The sequence below is a fragment of the Mycolicibacterium aurum genome, from assembly GCF_900637195.1.
GTDB lineage: Bacteria > Actinomycetota > Actinomycetes > Mycobacteriales > Mycobacteriaceae > Mycobacterium > Mycobacterium aurum.
In genome coordinates, this window is sequence record NZ_LR134356.1 from 3713358 (window position 1) to 3732869 (window position 19512).

Consider the following 19512-nt stretch of genomic DNA (forward strand, 5'->3'; position numbering starts at 1 on the left):
GCCACGGGTCAGAGAGTTCCGTCCAGATAGTTCGCACGGCACGCCCGGCGTGCCAGTTTGCCGCTGGTGGTGCGCGGAATCACGCCCGCAGCAACAAGTTTGATCTCCTTGATGGGAAGCGCGTGTCGGCGCGACACCGCCGCGCGGATCGCTTCCGCGATGGGAGCGGCATCGGCCTTACCCCACCCCGGCGCCCGCTCGGCGACGACGACGACCTCTTCACGACCGTCTCCCGGCACCGAGAACGCGGCGACGAATCCCGCACGCACCGCGGGGGAGGCTTCGGCGACGGTCGCCTCGATGTCCTGCGGATAGTGGTTGCGTCCGTCGACGATGACGAGGTCTTTGATCCTGCCGGTGATGTAGAGCTCGCCGTCGATGAACACGCCGAGGTCTCCGGTGCGCAGCCACAGCGCGGAGTCGCTGGAGCCTTGGGCGTGGCTGCCGTGCAGCAGCCGGGATTGCAGCTTGTTCTGGAAGGTCAGCTCGGTCTCCTCGCGGCGACCCCAGTAACCCTGGCCGATGTTGTCGCCATGCAGCCAGATCTCCCCTACCCGGCCGTCGGGCAGCTCGGCGTCGGTGCCCGGATCGACGATCACCGCCCACTGGCTGCGCGCCACCGCGCCGCAGGACACCTGCGCCACCGCATCCGGGTGATCGGCCTCGACGCGCACGGCACGGCCGGCGGTGAGCTGCTGCCGGTCCAGATGAATCGCGGTCGGCCGGGACTCCGCGGCGGTGGTGGAGACGAACAGGGTGGCCTCCGCCATGCCGTAGGACGGTTTGATCACCGTGGGCGCCAGTCCGTACCGCGCGAATGCGGCGTGGAAGGCGTCGATCGAGGCGATGCTCACCGGCTCCGAACCGTTGATCAGCCCTGCGACGTTGCTGAGGTCGAGCTCCTCGCCGTTCGGCGGGAGGCCGCGCTGAGCGGCCAGCTCGAAGGCGAAGTTCGGGGCCGCGGCGAAAGTGGGGGCGTCGGACGCGCCGAGCTCCCGGATCCAGCGGTAGGGGCGACGCACGAACGCCAGCGGCGACATCAGCGTGATCTCCGCGCCGACCAGGGCCGGGAACATGATCATCAGCAGGCCCATGTCGTGGAACAGCGGAAGCCAGCTGACGCTGCGGATGTTCCAGTCCAGGCCGACGGACAGGATCATCTGGACGACGTTGGTGCAGGCGGAACGGTGCGTGATCTGCACTCCCGCCGGGACCCGGGTGGATCCCGAGGTGTACTGCAGATAGGCGATGCCGTCGGTGTCCAGTGCTGCGGGCACGAACTCCTTGCCGACGGAGTCAGGCACCGCGTCCACCGCGATCACGCGTGGACGCCGGTCACGGGGCAAGGTGCGCAGGAAATCGCGGACGGACGCCGCGGCGTCCGTGGTTGTCAGGATGACCGACGGCTGAGCGTCGGAGAACACGGCATCGAGGCGCTCGGAATGGCCGGGCAGCTCGGGTGCGAACAGCGGGACGGCGATGGCGCCTGCGTGGATTGCGGCGAAGAAGCCGACGACGTACTCGACGCCCTGCGGGGCGAGGATCGCGACCCGGTCGCCCGGCGAGGTGATCTGCTGGACGCGGGCACCGACGGCGCGCAGCCGGTCGCCGAGCTGTCGCCAGGACAGCTCGACTGTGCGGTCGCGGTCGAAGTCGAGGTATCGATATGCTGGCGATTCACCAAGCCTGGCCACGTTCCCGTCCAGGAACGAGGTCAGCGTGACCCCAGCCGGGATCACGATATTGCCGTCAGCATCGAGATAGTCCTCGAGCCGTAGCTCTCGACTCATAAGAGAATTGTAAGAGTAGATCTCCCAAAAGTGGGTATCGACTCGCGGGCGCGGCGGTTTTTCCTGCTGAACCGATGCGACGGCGCCGATTCGGGTTCATCTCGATGTGGCAGGCTTGGTCCCCGAAACGACGCCCGAGACAAAGGTGACAATGGCCGCCAAACCGCCTGCAACCTCCAGATACACCGAGACCGAGCGCAAGTTCGAGGTGGTCGAGGCGACGGTGTCGCCCTCATTTGAGGGCCTGGCCGCTGTCGGGCGGGTCGAGCGGGCACCGTCACAGTCCCTCGCGGCTGTGTACTTCGACACTCCGGACCACGACCTGGCCCGGCACCGCATCACGCTGCGCCGCCGCACGGGCGGAACCGATGAGGGATGGCATCTGAAGTTGCCGGCCGGCACCGATACCCGTACCGAGGTGCACGCCCCTCTCTCCGATGACGAGTCGCCCGACCAGCCGGCCGTGCCGGACAGTTTGCGCGACGTGGTGCTGGCCATCGTGCGTGATCGCCCTCTGACGCCGGTGGCGCGCATCGACACCCTGCGGGTCGTCGAGAGGCTGTACGGGCCGGACGGTTCTGCAGTGGCCGAGTTCTGCGACGACCACGTGACCGCAAGCGCGGTGGGCGGCGACGAGCAGGCGTGGCGCGAATGGGAGCTCGAGTTGGCTCCGGGGACCGGAACGGACGTGTTCGACCGGTTGACCAACCGGCTGCTGGACGCCGGCGCCGCGCCGGCGGCGCGGGGGTCGAAGCTCGCTCGGGTGCTGGCGACGAGCGGCGCCGACGTGGCGCCCGCCGACGACGCCACCGCTGCGCCGACGGACGCGGTGCGGCGCGCGGTGTCCCAGCACATCGCCGAGCTGGTGGAGTGGGATCGTGCGGTCCGGTCCGACGCCTGGGATTCCGTGCACCAGATGCGGGTGACGACCCGCAAGATCCGCAGCCTGCTGCAGTCGTCGGAGGGATCGTTCGACCTCGCCGACCATGAGTGGATTCTCGACGAGCTGCGCGAGCTCGCGGGTGTCCTCGGCATCGCACGGGACGCGGAGGTTTTGGCCGAGCGATACGAAGCTGCGCTGGACAAGCTGCCTGACACGAGTGTGCGGGGACCGGTGCGGGAACGACTGGTCGACGGCGCCAAGAAGCGGTACGAGACGGGCTGGAAGCGGTCGCTGACGGCGATGCGGTCGCAGCGGTACTTCCGGCTGCTCGACGCGCTCGAGGCGCTGGTCGCCACCGGGCCGCCGCAGAGCGCCTCGGGTGAGGCGCCCGAGGAGCTGTCCATCGATTCCGCGTACAAGAGGGTCCGCAAGGCCGCCAAGGCTGCCCGCGCCGCGGCAGATGCCGATGTCGACGCCGACGAGGCGCTTCACCGGATTCGTAAGCGCGCCAAGCAGCTTCGATACACCGCTGCGGCGACCGGCGAGACCAAGGTGGCTGACCGCGCGAAGGCCATTCAGTCACTTCTGGGCGACCATCAAGACAGCGTGGTCAGTCGCACCCATCTGAGCCGGCAGGCCGAAGTCGCCCACACCGCCGGCGAGGACACCTTCACCTACGGAATCCTGTATCAGCAGGAAGCCGACCTGGCTCAGCGCTGCGAGGAGCAGATCGAGGACGCGCTGAAGAAGCTCGACAAGTCCGTCAAGTCCTGACGGTCGTCGGGGGCGGATGAGCTGGCCTGTAAGCCGGATTCTGTTCCTCGCCGCCATGACTGGCGGCGAAGCGGCGACCATCCATCTGGACACACCGTTGCCGGGTGCCTCAAGCGGCCTACCCGCAGGCTCGGGCGAGCAGCCCTCGAACGCCTGCGCGGCCGCAACCAGGTTGCGGCCTTCTTGGCCTTGCTTCGGGTGGGGTTTGCCTAGCCACTCCGGTCACCCGGAGTGCTGGTGCGCTCTTACCGCACCTTTTCACCCTTACCGCCACAGCACCCGAAAGCACTATGGCGGCGGTCTGTTTTCTGTGGCACTTTCCCGCGAGTCGCCTCGGATTGCGGTTAGCAATCACCCTGCTCTGCGAAGTCCGGACTTTCCTCGACACTTTCGATGCCGCGGCCGCCCAGCCAGCTCATCCGCTCCACCACGGTAATGCTTCGGTGCGAGTTTCCGGTAATGAATGTCCGTCCGGGCCGACGGCTCATACTTGGTCCATGGCGCAAGCTCCCCCTGCCCGCCATCTGATGCGGGCCAAGGATCTTGTCGACGCCCGGTATTCGGAGCCGATCACGGTCGACGACCTGGCGGCGGCGGCCGGGCTGTCGCGGGCCCACTTCAGTCGGATGTTCGCCAGGTGCTTCGGCGAATCGCCGCACGCATACCTGCAGACGCGCCGGCTGGAGCGAGCGGCGTCGCTGTTGCGTCACACCGACAGGTCGGTGGCCGACATCTGCGTGATGGTCGGTCTGCAGAGCGTGGGCTCGTTCACCACCAGCTTTGCCCGCACCTACGGATTGCCCCCTGCGGCGTACCGCGCGTCCATGCCGCCTGCCGCCGTCCATGCGCGGATTCCGAGCTGCATTCTGAGCCGCGACACCCGCCCCAAGGCGGACAGTCGCGTCACCGCGGCGGCCAAGACAGCACACGGGGAGAAGACGGGCCGATCCCCCGCGTCGTAACGTCGGGCCATGATCAAGATCGCCTCGGCCCACCTGTGGGTACACGACCAGGAAGTCGCGCTGAAGTTCTGGACCGACAAGGTCGGAATGGAAGTGCGCCAAGATGTTTCACTGCCCGACGTCGACGGCATCTTCCGCTGGCTGACGGTCGGGCCGCCCGGACAGGACGACGTCTCCATCGTGCTGATGGCAGTGCCCGGCGAGCCCGTCATGGACGAATCCACACGGAAGCAGGTGCTCGATCTGACCGCGAAGGGTTTTGCGGGCACCATATTCCTGACCACGCAGGATTGCCGCGCCAGCTTTGACGAGCTCTCGGCGCGCGGCGTGGAATTCACCGAGGAACCCCACGAGATGCCCTACGGCATCGACTGTGGATTCCGGGATCCCTCCGGCAACAGCGTCCGCCTCACCCAGCTTGCGGAAATCCCCACGGGCGCCTAGCAATTCGCCGCAACGTCGTCCACCTCTCGTCAGGCGGCGGTGCGTGGTTCGAAGGTGATGATGTCGATGCCGAGTTGGCCTTCGACGAGGCTGAGTTGTCGGCGGATGCGTGTTCCGGGCAGTGGTGGGGCGATGGAGTGGTACACCGCGTGGGTGGGGGTTCGAAATTCGGCGGTGTGGTCGCCGTCGTGGTCGGTGGTGGTGACGGTCCAGTCGGGGGCTTCTTTGGTGTAGTTGCAGGCTTGGCACATGCCGAGTCCGTTGAGGGCGGTGGTGGGTCCGCCGTGGCGGTCGGGGGTGGCGTGGTCGTGGTGGCGGATGGGGGCGTTGCAGAACGGGGTGCGGCAGGTTTGGTCGCGCAGCCCGATGAACCTTGCAAGGCCTTTGGGGAAGATCCGGGCCCGGGATTCCATCGCGACTAGCTGCCCGCTTCTGGGGTGGCGGTAGAGGCGGCGCAACGTCGCTTTGGCCTGGGCATCGGCGACCGCGTCGCCGGTGAGCTTGCAGGCGAACCCGGCCGGGACCGGGCCGTATCCGTCGAGCCAGGCCGGCTCGGTGTCATCACCGGCGAGTGTGGTGTCGGCCATGACCAGGTTCAGGGCCACCGATACCGGTGCGGTGACCGCGCGTCCGGTGATCCGTTCGCAGGCGGTGTCGGCCATGATCTGGTGACGCGAGCGGCCGTCACCGATGGTGTCGGCGTGGCGGGTGAGTGCGGCGTAGATGCTCACGGCCTGGGCCACCGGCAGCAGCAGCGATACGTAGGCCATCGTGTTGGGGGCGGGTCGGATGGTGACGCAGCGGTCCTGTTCGGCTTTGGTGTTGTGTTCCACCACCGCGGCGACGTCGAGGCGGGCGGCGATCTTCTTGGCTTCGGCTTCGACGCGGTTGTTGCCCCAGTGGTCGAATTTCGCGGTGTCGGCGCATAGTTCGGCGTCGAGCTGCCGGCGATGCTCCACAGTGAGGCAGGCCGATTCCCGCACGATGAGGGTGGCCCGCCATTCTGAGAGCGCCCCGCACTCCAAGGCGGCCAGGGTGTGGGGCATCTCCTGGACCAACGCCTGCGCGAACCCCAGGTGCTGATTGCCTTTCACCGGGGCGTCGCGGCGGGCCAGCGCGATCTCCGAGGCGAGCCCTTTCCCGCGGCGGCGGGCGGACACTCCCGCCGCCTGCTCGGCGTCGCGGCGTTTGGCCGCCCACAGTGCGGTGGCCCGGGCCTGCGCCGCGGCTGCGGCCGATTTCAGTCGTTCGCAGCGCTCGACCAGGGCCCGCAACTCCGCCTGCGACGCATCCCTGTCGATATCGAACATACTTTCGAACACGACACCGACGCTACCCCGCCGGTCCGACAGATCCGATCAGGACAACCGCTTGAGCACGATCAGGTTGTCGATCAGTACACCGGCCTGCCCGTCGGGTCCCACGGCGTCGCGTTCCACCGTCTCGACGCGCAGGTGCTCCCAGCACCCCGGGCCGAGATCAATCGTGCCGAGTACCTCGTCCACCGTCGGAAACACGTGGTCGTGGACGTGCTTGGCCCAGGGCGGCGCGGCGCCGTGATCCACGACCATAAGCAACCCTCCCGGCGCGACCGCCCGCGCCGCGGCCGCGAAGATCCGCTCCCGGTCCAGGTGCACCATCGACTGCAGGAACTGCGCCGAGATGAGGTCGAATGTGCCTTCCGGCAACGACTCCGACAGGTTCATCTGGCGCAGATCGACGCGGTCGGACAGCCCGCGCACGGCAGCCTCGTCTGCGGCCCGCCCCAACGCGGTCTCGGAGATGTCGACGCCGACAACCTGCCAGCCGTGCTCGGCCAGCCATATCGTGTCGCCCCCCTCACCGCAGCCGAGGTCCAGCGCCCGACCCGGCGGCAACGGCTCGGCCACCGCGGCGAGCCACGGGTTGACCCGTCCGCTCCAGATCCGGTCCCGCTCGGCGTACCGGTCTTCCCAGTGTTTCTTGACCTCAGGTGTTGTCATTTCTCCTCCATAAAGCTCGCTACCACCGAGGCCGCCGCCGCCGAACCGGCCGCAATCGCGGCGGCCACCTGCGGCATCTGTGCACACACGTCACCTGCCGCGAGTACTCCCGGTACCGATGTTCGGTACATGGCGTCGATCTCGATCGGCTCCGCCGAAACCGGCCCTGCCGCTGCGAAACCGACGCCCAGCTTGGACGCCAGCACGGAACGTTGGCGCAATGTGCTGGCCACCAGCAGCCCGCGGCGTGCAAGGCTCTCGCCGTCGGCGAACCTCACGGCCGTCAACTCCCCGTCCGCCGAGACCAACTCGGCCACCGCTCGCTCCTCGACCCGCACCCCGGCCTCGGCCAGGCGGGCACGGTGATCGCCGCCGAGTTCGGCAGGACCGTCGGTCATCAGCACGACGTCGTCGCTCCAACCGCGCAGCATCGTCGCCATGTGCACCGCGCGTTCACCGTTCGCCAACACCGCCAGCGGCTGGTCGCGCACCTCCCAGCCGTGGCAGAACGGACAGTGGAAGACCGAGGTCCCCCACAGTTCAGCCAGCCCCGGCACCGCAGGCGACTCGTACCGCATGCCCATCGCCAGCAGTACCCGGCGCGCCCGGACCACATCGCCGTCCGCCAACTCCAACGCGAAGCCGCCCTCGGCCACCGCTCCCGCGATCACCTCGCCGTCCCGCACGGCGACGCTCGGATAGGCGCCCAGCTCGGAACGCCCCTGCGCGTACAGCTGCGCGGGCGGCACACCGTCGAACCCCAGCAGGCCACCGATGCCATGCGCGGCCAAGTTGCTCTGCGCGCCCGCGTCCACCATCAGCACATGCCGGCGCGCCCGCCCCAGAACGAGTGCGGCGCTCAACCCGGCAGCCCCGCCGCCGACGATCACGCAATCCCAGATCTTCTCCATGACACCACCTTGCCCCGGGTCGTCGAAGATGCCAAGCTCATTTGCCATGAAGGCAAACGAGGACGATGAGGGCGTCGACGCCCGCGTACGACGCCGACTCCGGGACCTGCGTCTGCAGCGCGGCATGACACTCGAGGACGTCGCGAGCCGATCCAGCATCGACATCTCCACACTCAGCCGGCTGGAGTCCGGCAAGCGCCGGTTGGCGCTGGACCATCTGCCCCGGCTGGCGGGCGCGTTGTCGGTGAGCACCGACGAGTTGCTTCGCGCACCCGAGATCGAGGACCCACGCGTGCGGGGAAACTCCCACACCCACAACATGATCACGTTCTGGCCGCTGACCGGCCAGGGCCCCGCCGGGGGGCTGCACGCCTACAAGATCCGCATCAGCGCCAGGAGGAAGACGCCGCCGGTCGAGCTCCCCGTCCACGAAGGCCACGACTGGATGTACGTGCTGTCAGGCCAGCTTCGGCTGCTACTCGGCGACCGCGACTTCACCATCAAACCCGGTGAGGCAGTGGAGTTCTCGACGTGGACGCCACACTGGTTCGGCGTGGTGGACGGCCCGGTGGAGGCGCTGGCGTTGCTCGGGCTGCACGGCGAACGCGTGCACCTGCACACCGATCAGAGGTAGGAGGTCTGGTTGACCAGTCGCACCGATGCTGCCCCGTCCGGGTAGAACTCCGCGATCGACAGCGAGGCCAGATCGAGGTGCAGCCGATACAGGATCGCCGGCCCGGCATCGAGCGCGATGCGCAGCAGCGTCTTGATCGGAGTCACGTGTGAGACCAGCAGCACCGTCTGGCCCGCATGATCGGCGAGGATCCGCTGCTGCGCCCGGCTCACGCGCGCCGCGACGGCGTCGAAACTCTCCCCGCCCGGCGGCGGCACCGACGTGTCGCGGAGCCAGCGCCGGTGCAGTTCGGGATCGCGTTCGGAGGCTTCCCCGAACGTCAGTCCTTCCCAGCCGCCGAAGTCGGTTTCGATCACGTCGTCGTCGACCGTCACCTCCAGATCCAGCGCTGCGGCCGCCGCGGTAGCCGTGGCATGGGCCCGTTGCAGCGGAGACGAGATGACGGCGTCGACGCCGCCCCGTTGTCCGAGGTAGGCCGCGGCCGCGGCCGCCTGTCTCGTGCCGAGCTCGGTCAGCTCGGGATTACCGCGGCCCGAATAGCGGCGCTGCACCGAAAGTTCCGTCTGCCCGTGCCGCAGCAGGAGCAGCCGGGTCGGCGCGCCCGTGGCGCCGGTCCAGCCGGCCGGATTGGTGACGACTTCGGTTGTGAGGGACTCGTCGACAGTCTCGGAGGCAGCGTCCATGGCTTCATTCGCGAGCCGGTCGGCGTAGCTGTTCTCCGCGCGGGGAATCCACCCGTAGGTGACGCGCTGAAAGGCGCGTGCGAGGTCATGCGCCTGCTGATGCAGCGGCGCCAGATCGGGGTGCTTGACCCGCCAGCGACCCGACATCTGCTCCACCACGAGTTGGGAGTCCATGAAGACGTCGACGTCGGTGGCGCCGACGCCGATCGCCGCCTGCAGTCCTGCGATCAGCCCTCGGTACTCGGCGACGTTGTTGGTGGCCCGGCCGATCGACGAATGGGACTCGGCCAGCACGGTGCTGCGGTCGGACGACCACACCACCGCGCCGTAGCCCGCCGGTCCCGGGTTGCCGCGGGACCCGCCGTCGACCTCGACTCGCACTCTCACGCGCGCAAACCCGAGACACGCAACAGGATCGCCGCGCATTCCGGGCAGCGCAGCACGTCGTCGTCGGGTGCGGCTGCGATCCGAGCCAGTTCACCCTTGTCGATCTCAATTCGGCAGGCTCCGCACCGACGCCCCTGCAACTGCCCGGCCCCGACGCCGGTGCGAGACCGCTGGCGTTCGTAGAGCGTCACGAGCCCCTCGTCGATGCCGGCGACCAGCTCAGCACGCCGGGCCACGGCTTCCTGCTTGAGCCGATCCAGCTCACCGCGCGCGTCGTCGCACGCCCGTTGCGCCTCGGCCAGCGTGCTCTCCAGTTCTTCGAGTCCTGCCAGTTCGCGCTCCTGGTCGGCCGTCAGCTCCTCCCGGCGTTCCATGACCTCCAACTGTGAGTCCTCCAAGCTCGCCTGCCGCCGCTGCAGGGTGTCGAGTTCATGCTGCAGGTCGTTGAGCTGCTTGGGGTCCACGGTGCCACCCGCCAGCAATGCGCGGTCGCGATCCTCCCGTTGACGCACCCCGTCGATCTCGGTCTCGAACTTGGCCACCTGAGCGTCGATGTCGGCCAGTGCCAGCCGCAGCGCGGCCAGCCTGTCGCCGGCCGCACGGTGGACGGCCTGGACCTCCTCGACGGCCTTCTGCTCGGGAAGGTTCTTGGTCCGATGCTCGGCCCGGCTGACCTCGGCATCCAGCTCCGCAAGCTGCAGCAGCAGACCTTGTTGGAACACATCAGCTTTCATGGGTGAATCCCTCGACATTCCATGGATCGGTACGCACATCGGACACCTCGACCGGTAGCGATGCACCGAAGTGGTTGCGCAACAACGCTGCGACTTGACGGCACCACGGAAACTCGCTGGCCCAGTGGGCGACGTCGACCAGCGCGACGTCCGAGGTGCGGCGGTGTTCGTCGGCGGGGTGGTGACGTAGATCAGCGGTGACGTAGGCGTGCACGCCGGCCGCGGCCACCTCGGCGAGCAGCGAATCGCCGGCTCCTCCGCAGACTGCGACTCGGGAGACCATCGCGGCCGGGTCGCCGGAGGCGCGAACTCCCCACGACGTCTGGGGCAGGCCGCGCCGAACGCGGGACACGAACTCCGACAGCGGCTCCGGGCGGGGCAACGTCGCGATGCGGCCGAGGCCGACGTCACCGGGCGGGGTCTGCGACTCGAAAATGTCGAAGGCCGGTTCCTCGTAGGGATGGGCGGCACGCAAGCCGGCGAGCACCGCGGCACGCCGCGCCGCGGGGGCCACCATCTCCACCCGATCCTCGGCGACGTGTTCCACGGTGCCGACCACACCGATCGCAGGTACCGCACCCTCCCCGGGCAGGAACTGTCCGTCACCGGCGACGGTCCAACTGCACTGCGAGTAGTCGCCGAGCCGGCCCCCGCCCGCCGCGAACATCGCCGACCTCACAGCCTCGGAGTTCTCTGCGGGAACGAACACCACCCACTTGTCCAGCGCCGGGCCCCACGGGACGGGTGAGAGCACGTCGGTCACGTCGAGCCCCAGCGCCTCGGCGAGGGCATCCGACACGCCCGGCGACGCGCTGTCGGCGTTGGTGTGCGCGGTGTAGAGCGCGCGGCCGGTGCGGATCAGGGAGTGGATCAGGGCACCCTTGGCGGTGTCAGCGGAGACGGTGTCCACCCCGCGCAGCAGCAGAGGATGGTGTGCCAGCAGCAGCCCCTGCTCGGGCACCTGCGCGACAACATCTGCGGTGGCGTCGACGGCCACCGTCACGGAGTCCACCGGCTCCGCCGGGTCGCCGCAGACCAGGCCGACCGAGTCCCAGCTCTGCGCCAGGCGCGGCGGGTACGCGGCCTCAAGCACATCGATGATGTCGGCAAGCCGGATACGTGACACAGCACGACAGTAGTGCGCGTAAACCGGCAGGTTGGGCGAGGACCCTGAACCGAGCGGCACCGTCGGACGCGTCTGCGGAACAATGGCGTTGTGACCGACATCTTGGACAGCACCCGCGACGTCGTCCCGGTGGACCGCGGCGATCTGGTGATCTTCGATCTCGACGGCACACTCACCGATTCCGCCGAGGGAATCGTCGCCAGCTTCCGGCATGCGCTGGAGGCCGTCGGCGCCAGCGTCCCGGACGGTGACCTGGCCGGCCGCATCGTCGGGCCGCCCATGCACATCACACTGCGGGAGATGGGTCTCGGCGACTGCGCGGACGCCGCGATCGCGGCCTACCGCGCCGACTACACCACCCGCGGGTGGTCGATGAACCGGCCGTTCGTCGGCATCCCGGAGCTGCTGGCGGATCTGAGGGCGGCCGGAGTCCGCCTTGCCGTCGCCACATCCAAGGCCGAGCCCACCGCGCAGCGGATCTTGGCGCACTTCGGGCTCGACTCGGTCTTCGAGGTCATCGCCGGTGCCAGTACCGACGGCGCCCGCTCGGCCAAGTCCGACGTCGTCGCCCACGCGCTGCACCAGTTGGCCCCGCTACCCGACCGGGTGGTGATGGTCGGCGACCGGTTTCACGACGTCGAAGGGGCCGCCGCACACGGAATCGGCACCATCGTCGTCGGCTGGGGTTACGGGCGCCTGGACTTCACAGACGGGGACAGTGGCGCGCTCGCCCACGTCGCCGACGTCGACCATCTACGCGAGGTGCTGGGTGTCTGAGCAGCTGCACGTCACCTTCATCTGCTCCGGCAACATCTGCCGCAGCCCGATGGCGGAGAAGATGTTCGCCCACCAGATCAGCGAACGCGGACTGGCGGGTGTGGTCCGGGTGACCAGCGCGGGCACCGGGCACTGGCACGAGGGCGAACCGGCAGACCGCCGCGCGGGGCATGTGCTGCGCGAACACGGTTACCCGTCGGCGCACCGGGCCGCGCAGATGACGGGCGACCACCTGGGGGCCGACCTCGTCGTGGCGCTGGGCCGCAACCACCTGCGCATGCTTGCCCACGAGGGAGTGCCGGCCGAGCGCCTGCGGCTGCTTCGGTCCTTCGATCCCCGATCCGGGGCGCACGCCGACGATGTCGAGGACCCCTACTACGGGACGCAGGACGATTTCGAGGATGTGTTCGCTGTCATCGACGCAGCACTTCCCGGCCTGCACGGATGGGTCGACGAGCGACTGACCGCCAGAGAACAGGTGAGCTGACCATGCGACGCTGGGCCTTCCTGCTGCGGCCCCAGTGGCTGGCGCTCTACGTCGTGGTGATCGCGTTCGCCTACCTGTGCTTCACCGTCCTGGCACCCTGGCAGCTGGGCAAGAACACCAGCACCACGCGGCAGAACGACCAGATTTCCCGGTCGCTCGACGCCGCCCCGGTGCCGTTGACAACCGTTCTCCCCCAGCAGGATTCCGCCGCCCCCGATGAGCAGTGGCAGCAGGTGACGGCCACCGGCCGCTACCTGCCCGAGGGCCAGGTGCTGGCGCGGTTACGGCTCATCGACGGCGACCCCGCGTTCGAGGTGCTGGTGCCGTTCGCCGTGGACGGTGGCCCGACGGTGCTCGTCGACCGCGGCTACGTCCGTCCCGTCGCCGGCTCCCAGGTGCCTTCCATCGACGCACCACCCACCGGCACCGTCACCATCACCGCGCGGTTGCGCGACACGGAAGGCGTCGCCCGGGGCAAGGACCCGTTCGAAGCCGACGGCGGACGACAGGTCTACTCGATCAACATCGACCAGATCTCCGCGCTCACCGGCATCCCGCTCGCCGGCTCGTACCTGCAGCTGGTCCCCGATCAGCCCGGCGGGCTCACCCCGATACCGCTTCCCCATCTCGACTCCGGGCCGTTCCTCTCCTACGGCATCCAGTGGATCGCATTCGGCATCATCGCGCCCATCGGCGTCGGGTACTTCGTGCTCTCCGAGATCCGGGTCCGCCGCCAGGAGAAAGCCGCCGCCGACGCGGCCGCCGCCGACCACCCGGTCGACGAACCTGCCGCGCCCGTCACCACAGAACAGAAGCTCGCCGACCGGTACGGCAAGCGACGCTGACGGCCACCGCCGCGGCCAGAATCTGCACCGCACGCGACAGCCGGACCGCACGCGCAAGATCATCGACCTCGGGATCCCGGCCGTTCCCGAGGGTCGGGCGGATCTCCAGCTCGTGGGCGTACTGCGTGGGTCCGCCCAGGCGGACTCCCAGCGCGCCGGCGAACGACGCCTCGGCGACCCCGGCGTTCGGGCTGGGGTGCTTGTCGGCGTCCCGCCGCCAGGCCTGCCACGCCTGCCGCGGTGACCCGCCCACCAGCGGGGCGCACACCACGACCGCCATACCGGTCAGGCGTGCCGGCGCCAGGTTCACCAGGTCATCGAAACGCGCCGCCGCCCAACCGAACCGGACGTAACGAGGCGACCTGTTTCCGATCATGGAGTCGAGAGTGTTCGCCGCCCGGTACACCAGCGCGCCGGGGGCTCCGCCGACCGCGGCCCACACCAGCGGACCGATCTGGGCATCAGAGGTGTTCTCGGCGATCGATTCCAGCGCTGCCCGGGTCAGACCGGGAGCGTCGAGCACCGACGGATCCCGGCCGCACAGCGACGGCAGCAGTCGGCGGGCGCCGTCGACGTCCCCCTCCTGCAGCAGGCGCACCATCTGCTCCCCGGTGCGGCACAGCGTCGTACCGCCCGCCGCGATGAACATCGCCCCGGCCACCAACGCCGCCTCCGACGCCGCGCCGCGGCGGCGTCCCACCCGCTCCAGCAGGGCCGTCACCACACCCAGCGACGTGAGCAGCGCGGCTGAATGCACCAGGCCGGCCCGTACGTCGTCGGAGTAGGTGCGCCGCTCGAAAGCTGCGGCGCCACTGCCGAACAGCGCCACCGGGTGGCCACGCCGGGGGTCGCCGAACACCGAGTCGGCCACGACCCCTGCGGCAATGCCTATCCCACGCGCGAACACCCCGGCAGCGTCTCACAGACCGTTTTGCCCGATGGCGCGAGGTTCCAGTGCCAGACTGTGCGCATGGGCGACCTGATCTTGACCGCAGACACCATCATCACCATGAACGTCGACGCACCCCGTGCGCAGGCCGTTGCGGTTTCCGGAGACCGGATCGTCGGGGTGGGGAGTATCGAGGACTGCCGTGCGGTGCTGCCCGACGCCGAGGTCATCGAGACCGGCGTCGCCGTGCTCGCCCCTGGTTTCGTTGAGCCGCACAGTCATCCGCTGATCAGTGGCATCGCGACGCAGGCACCGGCGCGGTCCATCGCACCGTGGGACTGCCCCACCTGGGACGACGTGCAAAAGGAGTTCGCCGACGCGATCGCGACCACCGATGCCGGCGAACCGCTGCTCTTCGCCGGTTTCGACGCGCTGCTGCACCGCCACCCGAAACCCGATGCGGCGGAACTGGACGAGATCTTCGGCGACCGCGTCGCGGTGGTCGCCGACAATTCGGGACATGGCGTGTACTTCAACTCGGCGCTCATCCGCAGCTACGGCTGGGATGCCGATCCACCGGCTGACCCCGTCGCCTCGCACTACGGTCGCAACGCCGACGGGTCGCTCAACGGGCAGGGCTTCGAACTCCCCGTCCTCACCGCCGTGACCGGGCCGATCATGGCCAAGCTCGGCAACCCCCTGCTGGCCGCCGCGCTCTACTTCGCCGAGATGTCGCGCGGCGGTTACACGTCGACTTCGGACATGACCTATGACCCGAACTACCGCGCCGGTTACGAGGCACTCGCCGCGGCGCCGTCGTGCCCGCTGCGGATCAGCATGTGGGAGGTGTCGACCAGCGACACCTACACCGAAGCAACCACTTTCACCGCCGGTGAGGACTGGCTCACCAAGGCGGGCGTCAAGCTGTGGACCGACGGGTCGCCGTGGGTGGGCAACATCGCGATCTCCTTCCCCTACCTGGACTCCGAAACCAACCGCACCGCAGGAATCGACCCGGCCACCGCGGGCGGTGTCCAGTCGATGAACTACACCCGCGAACAGCTCGACGCGATCCTCGACCACGCCGCACCCAAGGGGTGGCAGATGGCGTTCCACGCCAACGGCGATCTCGCACTCGACCTCGCGCTGGACTGTTACGAGGACGGACTGACCCGGCACGGCCTGCTCGGCACCGATCACCGCTGGCGCCTTGAGCACTGCGGAGCGGGCACCCGCGAGCATTTCGACCGGGCCGCCCGCCTCGGGGTGCATGTGTCGATGTCGCCGTTCCAGTACTACTACTGGGGGGATCTTCTCGACGGCGCGATTTTCGACTCCGAGCACGGCGCCCGCTGGGCGGCATTCCACGATGCCGTCGCGTCGGGCGCGTGCGTGTCCCTTCATAACGACGGCTCGGTGTCGCCCCCGACACCGGTGATCAACATCGCCACCGCGGTCAACAGGCGCACCCGTGACGGCGGCGTGCACCGGCCCGATCAAGCCATCTCACTGGATCAGGCCTGGCGGGCGCAGACCATCGATGCGGCCCGGACACTGCGCCGCGACCACCTCGTCGGGTCCATCGAGGTGGGCAAGCTCGCCGACTTCGTGGAGCTCACCGCCGACCCCTGGACTGTCGACCCGGGCGCGTTGATCGACACCGTGACGGTGGCGGGCACGTGGTTGGGCGGGCGGCGCGTCGACCTCGATGAGTTCGTCGGCGCTATCGGCGGCGCCGACAACACCGACCACGCGCACCTGGCCGATCGCCCGGCTCCGGGGTGCTGCTGATCAGCTGCGGTACAGCGTCTTGACGCTGTCGTGGAGCAGCTTCGGCAGCGGCGGGGATTCGTAGGTTCCGGTCACCACCTCGATGTAGCACGCCCGATCGCCGGCACCCGCCACCTCGAGCGCCTCGTCGAGTTCGGCGAGGGTGCTCACCCGCGGGGTGTACCAGTCCTGGCAGCCCAGGGCGTGCGGCAGTTCCGAGTAGTTCCACTGCGCGACGTCGTTGTACGCGATATCGGGGTCCTTGCAGAGCAGCCGTTCGATCAGGTAGCCGTTGTTGTTCAGCACGAAGATGACGGGCGCGAGGCCCTGCCGGGCGAACTGGCCGATCTCCTGCGCGGTCAGCTGGTGCGATCCCTCACCGGTGACGAGCACCAGCCGACGCTTCCTGGCGGCGACGGCAGCCCCCAGGGCTGCCGGGGTGGCCCAACCGATGGCACCCCACAGCGTCTGGTTGTGGAACCGCGCGCCGCGGGGCAGCGTGGCGAACGCCAGCCCCATGGAGCTGGTCCCGGTGTCCACGACGAGGAGATCGTCCTCGCGCAGGAACCCGGCCCAGCGCGGGTACAGGGTGTCCGCCGTGATCGGATCGGGGCCGGCGCCGGTCACGGGGCCCAGGGCCGGAAGCGGGACCTGCGGCAGTGCCCGTGTCCGGTAAACGCGGCCGGCGAGTTCGCTTAACAGATCCCCCATTTCGACATCCGGGTACACGGTCGCACCGATCGTGGTGCGGTGGATCTCGATGTCGATGGTGCGGGCCGGATCCAGTTTCGCGGTGAACGCGCCGGTGTTGAAGTCGCTCGGCAGGGTGCCCAGCGAAATGACGACGTCGGATCCCTCCACGTACTCACGGGCCGCCTCGTCCATCAGCCTGCCGTCGTACATCCCGATGAAGTTCGGATGGGACTCGTCGAGCACGGACTTGTCGGCGAACATCGTCGCGAACGGCAGATTCGCCGCCTCGATGAAGCCGCGGGCGGCGTCGCGCAGTCCCAGCCGGTCGACCACCAGGCCGGGTAGCACCACCCCGGAGGAGGCACCCTCCAGCGCGGCGACGATCGCGTCGGCGGCCGCCGACAGCGAAGCCGGGTTGCTGACCGGCAACGTCACCGGCTGTCCCGTGGCCAGGACGGGCTGGTCGACGACGTCGGCAGGTATCGCGAGGTAGACGGGTCGCCGGTGGTAGAGCGCCGCACCGATCAACCGCTCTGTCTCGGAGACGGCGTTGGACGGGGTGAGGATGGCGCTGGCGGCCACGACGGTGTCGGCCATCGTGCGGAACAGCTCGAACTCGCCATTGCCGAGCGTGTGGTGCACGATCGCGCGCCCGTCCTGGGTGGCGCGGTTCGGCATGCCGGTGAGATGGACGACGGGCACGTTCTCCGCATACGACCCGGCGATCGCGCTGATGGCGCTCAACTCCCCCACGCCGTAGGTGGTGTTCACCGCACCCACGCCCCGAACGCGCGCATATCCGTCGGCGGCATACGCGGCATTGAGTTCGTTGCAACAGCCGATCCAGTTGATCTTCGGATGGGCGACGATCGCGTCGTTAATCGGGAAGGCGAAATCGCCAGGCACGCCGAAAATGTCGGTCACCCCGATGTCATGGAGACGGTCGAGCACGTACTCGATGACGGTCCGGGTCTCGGTCATCGCCTCAACCTAGCAAGCGTCACAATTTTGTCCGATACACCGCGCCCGGGGCAGGGGTATACCTGGAGGCGTGTTCACCAAGATCATCGACACCGCAACTCAGGTCGTCGAGGGCGTCGGCGCCCTCGTCGGTATCCGCGCAGGCACCGAGGAGCCGATGTACGTCCGGGAAGCGTCTGTCGGCGCCGTCGAGATCCGCCGCTACGGTCCGCGCATCGCAGCGCAAACCGTGGTCGCCGGGGACGAGATCGAGGCGCGCAACGCCGGTTTCCGGCGCATCGCCGGATACATCTTCGGCGGCAATCACCGCAAGACCACGATCGCGATGACAGCGCCGGTGGCGCAGCAGAGCGAGAAGATCGCCATGACGGCCCCGGTCGCCCAGTCCCGCGACGCCGACGGCGGCTCGGTGATCCAGTTCTTCATGCCGTCGAAGTGGTCGATGGACCTGTTGCCCGCGCCGGACGACGAGCGCGTCGAGCTGGTGGAAGTGCCGGGCGAGACCTACGCGGTGCTCCGCTTCAGCGGTGACCGCAGCGCCGCGGCCGTCGCAGCGAAGTCCGGCGAACTGCTCCACGCGCTGCGGTCCAGCGCTTTTCAGCCGATCGGAGATCCGGTCGCCTGGTTCTACGACCCGCCGTGGACACTTCCGGCCCGCCGGCGCAACGAGGTCGCCGTGGTGGTGACCACGGACGGTGCTTAACTCCCGTCGTCGACGGTGATGGGATGGGCGAGCACGGACTCGTGCATGTAGCCCAGCACGTTGGGCGGCGTTGACTCCGGTTGTCGGCGCCCGCGGTCGTCGGTCGCACGAACCCGCAGCACATGGTCTCCGGGATCGGCGTTCCAGCGGATCTGCCACCGCGCCCACACGCCGGGCGCCCCCGGCGAGGTGATGTCGGCCGCGACCCACGGCCCGTCGTCGATTCGGGTCTCGACCATGGTGATTCGGGCCTCTCCCGCAAACGCCCGTCCCCGGATCACGTGCGGTCCCGGTTGCAGGTGCGCCGGCCACGCCAGCTCGACGAGAGTGGACAGGGCCGGCTCGGTGATCACGGAAGTGCTCGCGGCAGCGCCGTCGCGGTTCTCGGTGATCAGCACGTAGTCTTCGGTGTTCCACGGCACGTGGAGGGCGTGTTCGGAAACCTCGATGCGACCCAACCATTTGATGCTCGCCGCACCCAGCCAGCCCGTCACCACCAACCTGGCCGGGAACCCGTGGTCGGGAGGCAGTTCTTCGCCGTTCATCGCGAAGGCCACGATGGTGTCGTCGGCGAGCGCCTTGGCCAGCGGTAGCGGTCTGCGCGCTCGAATGGCATCGAGCGCCTCCGGCATCACCTCGACAGCGGCGTCCGTCAATCCGGCCGGTTCGAGCAGGTCGCGCAACCGCACACCGGTCCATTCCGCGGTGCTGATGGCGCCGCGACCCCACTGAGTGCCCTCGAAGTCCTGCCCGACCTCCTTGCCGAAGAGAACCCTGCGGTTTCCCGCGCATTCGATCGTGCGGGTCACCGAGACCACCGGGAAGGCGCCGCGGATATCGGTGTACGAATAGCTCGTCGCGCGTCGGACACCGTCACCCTCGACGCGCAATTCCCACGTCCCCGGATCGATCTCGGGCGTGGGTGCGTGACTACGAATGAAGAACCGATGATTCGGGGTGATGTCACCGAGGAGCGTCTCGGGCCTTGTCCCGTAGTCCAACCCGGACCCGGTGTCCTCCATGTCCGGATGCAGGATCCTGCTGCTCGCCACTGTCC

The 19512-nt window shown here is 68.8% G+C and carries 19 protein-coding genes and 1 other RNA gene; 9 read left to right on the forward strand and 11 right to left on the reverse strand.

Translation table 11 applies throughout. From position 1 onward, the window contains the following. Positions 1-8 precede the first annotated feature (8 nt). The gene (locus tag EL337_RS17325) at positions 9-1790 is read right to left on the reverse strand and encodes a fatty acyl-AMP ligase (protein ID WP_048631793.1); all 1782 of its coding nucleotides are present in this window, start codon (positions 1788-1790) and stop codon (positions 9-11) included. Between the two features lie 151 nt (positions 1791-1941). On the opposite strand from EL337_RS17325, the gene EL337_RS17330 reads away from it, so the two are divergent. Further along, positions 1942-3447, forward strand: a complete 1506-nt coding sequence (locus EL337_RS17330) for a CYTH and CHAD domain-containing protein (protein WP_048631794.1) — start codon at positions 1942-1944, stop codon at positions 3445-3447. A gap of 13 nt (positions 3448-3460) precedes the next feature. Here EL337_RS17330 and rnpB read toward each other — a convergent pair. Beyond that, positions 3461-3865, reverse strand: an RNA gene (gene rnpB, locus EL337_RS17335) — RNase P RNA component class A. Between the two features lie 79 nt (positions 3866-3944). Here rnpB and EL337_RS17340 point away from each other — a divergent pair. Together EL337_RS17340 and EL337_RS17345 are read left to right on the forward strand one after the other, a co-directional pair. Beyond that, positions 3945-4409 carry a helix-turn-helix transcriptional regulator gene (locus EL337_RS17340; protein WP_048631795.1) on the forward strand — a complete coding sequence of 155 codons (465 nt, stop codon included), beginning with the start codon at positions 3945-3947 and terminating at the stop codon, positions 4407-4409. A 9-nt stretch (positions 4410-4418) separates the two neighbouring features. Continuing rightward, complete coding sequence (locus EL337_RS17345) at positions 4419-4853, forward strand: VOC family protein (protein ID WP_048631796.1); 435 nt, start codon at positions 4419-4421, stop codon at positions 4851-4853. A gap of 29 nt (positions 4854-4882) precedes the next feature. Here EL337_RS17345 and EL337_RS17350 read toward each other — a convergent pair whose 3' ends face one another. The 3 genes from EL337_RS17350 to EL337_RS17360 are packed head-to-tail and all read right to left on the reverse strand — an operon-like array spanning position 4883 to position 7746. Beyond that, positions 4883-6175 carry a 13E12 repeat family protein gene (locus EL337_RS17350; protein ID WP_126316611.1) on the reverse strand — a complete coding sequence of 431 codons (1293 nt, stop codon included), beginning with the start codon at positions 6173-6175 and terminating at the stop codon, positions 4883-4885. A 36-nt stretch (positions 6176-6211) separates the two neighbouring features. After that, entirely contained in the window at positions 6212-6835 is a 624-nt protein-coding gene (locus EL337_RS17355; protein WP_048631798.1) for a class I SAM-dependent methyltransferase, read from the reverse strand. Further along, positions 6832-7746: an NAD(P)/FAD-dependent oxidoreductase gene (locus EL337_RS17360; protein ID WP_048631880.1), complete on the reverse strand. Its 915-nt coding sequence runs from the start codon at positions 7744-7746 to the stop codon at positions 6832-6834. The genes EL337_RS17355 and EL337_RS17360 overlap by 4 nt, the downstream gene beginning before the upstream one ends. 46 nt (positions 7747-7792) lie before the next feature. Here EL337_RS17360 and EL337_RS17365 point away from each other — a divergent pair, with 46 nt between their 5' ends. After that, positions 7793-8380, forward strand: coding sequence for a helix-turn-helix domain-containing protein (locus tag EL337_RS17365; protein ID WP_048631799.1), 588 nt, complete (start codon positions 7793-7795; stop codon positions 8378-8380). Here the strand turns inward: EL337_RS17365 and EL337_RS17370 are convergent. Genes EL337_RS17370 through EL337_RS17380 form a run of 3 tightly spaced genes read right to left on the reverse strand, consistent with a single transcriptional unit; the run spans position 8371 to position 11301 of the window. Further along, positions 8371-9450 (reverse strand): bifunctional RNase H/acid phosphatase, encoded by a 1080-nt coding sequence (locus tag EL337_RS17370; RefSeq protein WP_048631800.1) that lies wholly within the window; start codon positions 9448-9450, stop codon positions 8371-8373. The two genes, EL337_RS17365 and EL337_RS17370, sit on opposite strands and share 10 nt — an antisense overlap. Then, a complete protein-coding gene (locus EL337_RS17375) occupies positions 9447-10184 on the reverse strand; it encodes a zinc ribbon domain-containing protein (RefSeq protein ID WP_048631801.1) in 738 nt (245 codons plus the stop codon). Before EL337_RS17375 ends, EL337_RS17370 begins: the two co-directional genes overlap by 4 nt. Further along, the gene (locus tag EL337_RS17380; RefSeq protein WP_170216962.1) at positions 10174-11301 is read right to left on the reverse strand and encodes a Nif3-like dinuclear metal center hexameric protein; all 1128 of its coding nucleotides are present in this window, start codon (positions 11299-11301) and stop codon (positions 10174-10176) included. Before EL337_RS17380 ends, EL337_RS17375 begins: the two co-directional genes overlap by 11 nt. A gap of 99 nt (positions 11302-11400) precedes the next feature. On the opposite strand from EL337_RS17380, the gene EL337_RS17385 reads away from it, so the two are divergent. The 3 genes from EL337_RS17385 to EL337_RS17395 are packed head-to-tail and all read left to right on the forward strand — an operon-like array spanning position 11401 to position 13419. After that, the gene (locus EL337_RS17385; RefSeq protein ID WP_048631803.1) at positions 11401-12087 is read left to right on the forward strand and encodes an HAD-IA family hydrolase; all 687 of its coding nucleotides are present in this window, start codon (positions 11401-11403) and stop codon (positions 12085-12087) included. Further along, the gene (locus EL337_RS17390) at positions 12080-12574 is read left to right on the forward strand and encodes a low molecular weight protein-tyrosine-phosphatase (RefSeq protein ID WP_048631804.1); all 495 of its coding nucleotides are present in this window, start codon (positions 12080-12082) and stop codon (positions 12572-12574) included. The genes EL337_RS17385 and EL337_RS17390 overlap by 8 nt, the downstream gene beginning before the upstream one ends. Before the next feature lie 2 nt (positions 12575-12576). Then, the gene (locus EL337_RS17395) at positions 12577-13419 is read left to right on the forward strand and encodes an SURF1 family cytochrome oxidase biogenesis protein (protein WP_048631805.1); all 843 of its coding nucleotides are present in this window, start codon (positions 12577-12579) and stop codon (positions 13417-13419) included. Here the strand turns inward: EL337_RS17395 and EL337_RS17400 are convergent. Next, on the reverse strand, positions 13373-14290 hold the full coding sequence (locus EL337_RS17400; RefSeq protein ID WP_370737140.1) for a cobalamin biosynthesis protein: 918 nt from the start codon (positions 14288-14290) through the stop codon (positions 13373-13375). The genes EL337_RS17395 and EL337_RS17400 overlap by 47 nt on opposite strands. A gap of 99 nt (positions 14291-14389) precedes the next feature. Between EL337_RS17400 and EL337_RS17405 the strand changes: the two genes are divergently transcribed. Next, positions 14390-16099 (forward strand): amidohydrolase, encoded by a 1710-nt coding sequence (locus EL337_RS17405; RefSeq protein ID WP_048631807.1) that lies wholly within the window; start codon positions 14390-14392, stop codon positions 16097-16099. Here the strand turns inward: EL337_RS17405 and EL337_RS17410 are convergent, their stop codons facing one another. Further along, the gene (locus tag EL337_RS17410; RefSeq protein ID WP_048631808.1) at positions 16100-17752 is read right to left on the reverse strand and encodes an alpha-keto acid decarboxylase family protein; all 1653 of its coding nucleotides are present in this window, start codon (positions 17750-17752) and stop codon (positions 16100-16102) included. 70 nt (positions 17753-17822) lie between these two features. Between EL337_RS17410 and EL337_RS17415 the strand changes: the two genes are divergently transcribed. Continuing rightward, positions 17823-18455 (forward strand): SOUL family heme-binding protein, encoded by a 633-nt coding sequence (locus EL337_RS17415; protein ID WP_048631809.1) that lies wholly within the window; start codon positions 17823-17825, stop codon positions 18453-18455. Here the strand turns inward: EL337_RS17415 and EL337_RS17420 are convergent. Further along, the gene (locus EL337_RS17420; RefSeq protein ID WP_048631810.1) at positions 18452-19507 is read right to left on the reverse strand and encodes a sulfite oxidase; all 1056 of its coding nucleotides are present in this window, start codon (positions 19505-19507) and stop codon (positions 18452-18454) included. The two genes, EL337_RS17415 and EL337_RS17420, sit on opposite strands and share 4 nt — an antisense overlap. Positions 19508-19512: the final 5 nt, after the last annotated feature.